This window comes from Nonomuraea sp. NPDC054003, assembly GCF_055585125.1.
On sequence record NZ_JBVJKR010000037.1, the window covers coordinates 1 to 3,448 of the forward strand.

Consider the following 3,448-nt stretch of genomic DNA (forward strand, 5'->3'; position numbering starts at 1 on the left):
CAGAGTACGAAGCGATCCACTACCGTCACCAACAGGCCGCAGTCACCGCGGCAGAAACCAAGTAGCCGAGTCTCCACGAAACCCGGCGCGGTTCATCGTGCCATAAGCGTGCCATTAAGGGTGGTCCAACAAGGGGCAGCCGCGGTTACTCACGGACCGCTCTTTGTCCTGGTCGAGACCGTATCCCCTGAAGATCCGGCCGATTTGCAAGCAGGATGTCAGAAGCTGTTGCGCTTCGGCTCCACCTCACAGAAGGCGTCGCAACTGATTACGGGGGGATTGTGCCTTACACTCTTCCCGCATGCGGCTGAAGGCGATCTTGGTGCTGTTCGCTGTCTACGCTGTAACGGCGGTGCCTGTGTGCCTGCCGGGCGGATGGCGAGTGATCGTGCAACCAGCGGCAGATGACGCGGTGGAGGTGTACTACAAACTGAGGTCGCCAGCGCCCCGGTCCGCCGTGAGCATCGGGCCTTTCTATCAGGCTATACAAGCCGCTCAGCGACGGGCCGAGACCTACCCGCACGATCTCGCCCCGCCCTACCTCCTGTACGCGCCATACCGGCTCGTCGCCCCTTACGTCACGCCCCGAGGACAAGAGCTGGCTTCCCCGCCGATCTCAGGAGTGGACTGGTCATACGGGAAACCCATTCCGTACCGGATCGTGCCCCAGGTCCGACTGGCGCGGAACAGCCAAGCGGCGCTGACCAACTTGACGGAGGACAGGGAACACGGCAGGCCAATCGACGAACCCGAGGTCTTGGCGATGTACATCGAACCCGAGCTCAACCGGATCGTCGTCGAAACGAACGCGTTTAGCCAGGACCTACGCCGCAGGCTGGCCAAGCGTTATGGCGGGCTCGTCACCATGGACTGGGACCCCTTGAGACAACCAATGCAGTTGCTCTGAGCAGGGTGGGAGCCATAGCGATCACGTATGGAGAGCCGGCCGAACATCTTGCATCCCAGTCTGGTTCTGGGAAGCGTTCTAGTTGCAGTTCTAGTTGCAATGCCGCATCGTTCGGAGCCGTCCAATCTGGGCCACCGAGGCCGAGCGGTCCAGGTTGAACTGATCGGGACGGCCATGATCCGAGCTGCTAATGCGGTTTGGGTTTACCGCCCATCCGGGGTTCAAATCCCCGATCCTCCGCTCTTCGAAGGCCCTCTTCCCCTGGACGGGGAGAGGGCCTTTTCGATCTCTGTTGCGGACATCAAAAGCTAGCCAGCCTCGATTCCCGGCAATCGGTCATACCCACGCCCTGATGGACGGCGGCCACCAGCACGCAGCCACCGGCGCGGCCCGCAGCGCAGCCGAACACCTCGCCGAGCCCACCCCCGATGACCTGTAGATCTACGGATCTCTGCTGCTCCACGGAGCCACACCTCCCCCGCCTTCCTCATGTGGAACCGGTACGACAGGGCCCTGCACATCCTGCGCGCCGCACCCCACAGGAAATCGTCCGCCGCCCCGCTGCCCTCCGGCTGGTACGTGACATCCTGGCAACAGCCCCGATCAGCGTCCGCCGCGAAGCCCGCGACTACGCGGCAACCCTGGGAGTCATCGCGTGACCCGACCCGGCCAAGTCCTGTACATCATCGTCTGCGCCGCAGGACCAGCCCCAGACGTCGGGCGCCTCGTCACCCTCGCCCAAGCCGCCGGCTGGACCGTCCAGATCATCGCCACCCCGTCGGCACTCGACTTCATCGACGTTGCCGAACTGGAGAAGCAGACCGGCCGCCCCGTCCGGAGCCAGTACCGCAAGCCGCACGAGCCCAAGTCACCCCGTGCCGACGCCATCATCGTCGCCCCGGCCACCTACAACACGATCAACAAGTTCGCCCAGGGCATCGCCGACACCTACGCACTCGGTGTCCTGTCCGAAGCCCCAGGGCTTGGCATCCCCGTCGTCATCCTGCCCTTCGTCAACACCGCCCTGGCCGCACGCGTCCCCTTCCAGCGCAGCGTCGACCAGCTGCGTGCCGAAGGCATACGCGTACTGCTCGGCCCCGGCCAGTTCGAGCCGCACCCGCCAAGCTCCGGAGCAGAACGTATCGAGGACTATCCGTGGTCGCTGACCTTGGAGAACTTGCCGAATTAATTTCTTATGGATCAAGGGCAGCGCGCAGCGCCGCCACGCGGCCCCATGCTGCGCGTGCGGCCTGAGGGCCGTTCTCGCGCGCGCCCGCGCTCGGGCCGCGTCTGCGCAGCATTCCGACTGATCCTCTTCACGGCTAGCCTCGCAGGGTGGATGCGATCCAGCTGTGGAGTGACGCCGAGCTCGCTGTCGGAGCCGGCTTCGCTGTTCTGTTGATCCTCTTACCCACCATCATCTGGCTCGCCAGGGTGATGCTGCGCCGCCCCAGATAGTGCCTCCGGTGGGGCGCTCCCGCTGCGGGATGATCAGGCGGGAGCGCGTGGCTCGGGCGGGAATTCACTGCTCAGCAAGCCGTGGAAGATCGAGACTGGACTGTATTTTGATCGTTCCTCTATGCCAAGACATAGGCGGTTCGCGATGACGCGCCCCGAGAAATCATCGCCGCTCACGGTGAATGTCACGCCCGAGGCTCGCCTACCCTCGTCGACAGCGACCATGAGCCCGTTCATCCTGGCCGGAAGGTTGATCAGGTGGACGGACTGGAAGAGCAGTTCGACATGGGGCGTGTCAGGCTCGAACTCCGTCCGCACGACGAGGCCGCTGTGTGTGGGCACGTAGCTCCATAGGCGGAAGCGGCGGTTCGGAAAGGCAAAAGGAAGCGCGAGCTCGCCGGGGTACCAAACTTTGCTCACGGGAGAGCCCAGCACGGCCGGACCCGCATAGCAAGTGATCGGCGCATGATCGTCGTGTAATTGGACACAGGTGACGAGCGGTCAGCCACGGTCACTCACAGACGCACGTTTTCCCAGTTCGCGGCCCATATAGCGCGAGGTCGGGCCGATTTGCAAACAGGAAGCCAGGAGTTCGAATCTCTCTTGGGCTCCACCCGCCAAAAGGCCCAGGTCGGCCCCCTCTTTTGCGGTACCATCAGCTTTCATGATGACCGGCCGTCGGACTTTCTTGGTGTTAGGAACCTCTTTCCTCCTGCTGGCGGTTTTCGGATCATGCGGCGCAATGGAGGGCGGGTCCCCAGCACAGCCGATCCGTGAGGTAATGCAGATCTTCGCCATTGCCGGAGTGGGATTCATGATTGCCGCCGTCGCGATGGCCATTGTTGAGCAACACCCCAAACGACAGCCCTCAGCGGGGACTCATCTTCGGGATGATCAGGAGGACACCGTTTAGTGGTCAGCAGCCGAGGCGAATTTTCCAATACGCCCGGCGACACACATCCGCCATGTCGCCATGAGCAGCAGAACCCTAGCCTCGATCTTTCTCGACCTTGAGTTGGTCGGCTGAAGTCTTCGGCTGGAGGTCGATTTCCTCGCTGTGGTCAGCGTGGGTGCCCGGCTGTC

The 3,448-nt window shown here is 63.2% G+C and carries 4 protein-coding genes; 2 read left to right on the forward strand and 2 right to left on the reverse strand.

The window, feature by feature from the left end; genetic code table 11:
- The first annotated feature begins 301 nt into the window (after nucleotides 1–301).
- Together ACZ6YG_RS44535 and ACZ6YG_RS44540 are read left to right on the forward strand one after the other, a co-directional pair.
- Nucleotides 302–907 (forward strand): hypothetical protein, encoded by a 606-nt coding sequence (locus ACZ6YG_RS44535; RefSeq protein ID WP_466021360.1) that lies wholly within the window; start codon nucleotides 302–304, stop codon nucleotides 905–907.
- A gap of 655 nt (nucleotides 908–1,562) precedes the next feature.
- Complete coding sequence (locus ACZ6YG_RS44540; protein WP_364232100.1) at nucleotides 1,563–2,096, forward strand: flavoprotein; 534 nt, start codon at nucleotides 1,563–1,565, stop codon at nucleotides 2,094–2,096.
- A 302-nt stretch (nucleotides 2,097–2,398) separates the two neighbouring features.
- On the opposite strand, the gene ACZ6YG_RS44545 is transcribed toward ACZ6YG_RS44540, so the two are convergent.
- Both ACZ6YG_RS44545 and ACZ6YG_RS44550 read right to left on the reverse strand, forming a co-directional pair.
- Nucleotides 2,399–2,785 carry a hypothetical protein gene (locus ACZ6YG_RS44545; protein ID WP_466021361.1) on the reverse strand — a complete coding sequence of 129 codons (387 nt, stop codon included), beginning with the start codon at nucleotides 2,783–2,785 and terminating at the stop codon, nucleotides 2,399–2,401.
- An 81-nt stretch (nucleotides 2,786–2,866) separates the two neighbouring features.
- Complete coding sequence (locus tag ACZ6YG_RS44550; protein ID WP_466021362.1) at nucleotides 2,867–3,205, reverse strand: hypothetical protein; 339 nt, start codon at nucleotides 3,203–3,205, stop codon at nucleotides 2,867–2,869.
- Nucleotides 3,206–3,448 lie beyond the last annotated feature (243 nt).

Coding starts and splice junctions, on each gene's coding strand:
- ACZ6YG_RS44550 (WP_466021362.1), bottom strand. CDS start 3,205: ATGGCCATCGCGACGGCGGCAATCATGAATCCCACTCCGGCAATGGCG.
- ACZ6YG_RS44535 (WP_466021360.1), top strand. CDS start 302: ATGCGGCTGAAGGCGATCTTGGTGCTGTTCGCTGTCTACGCTGTAACG.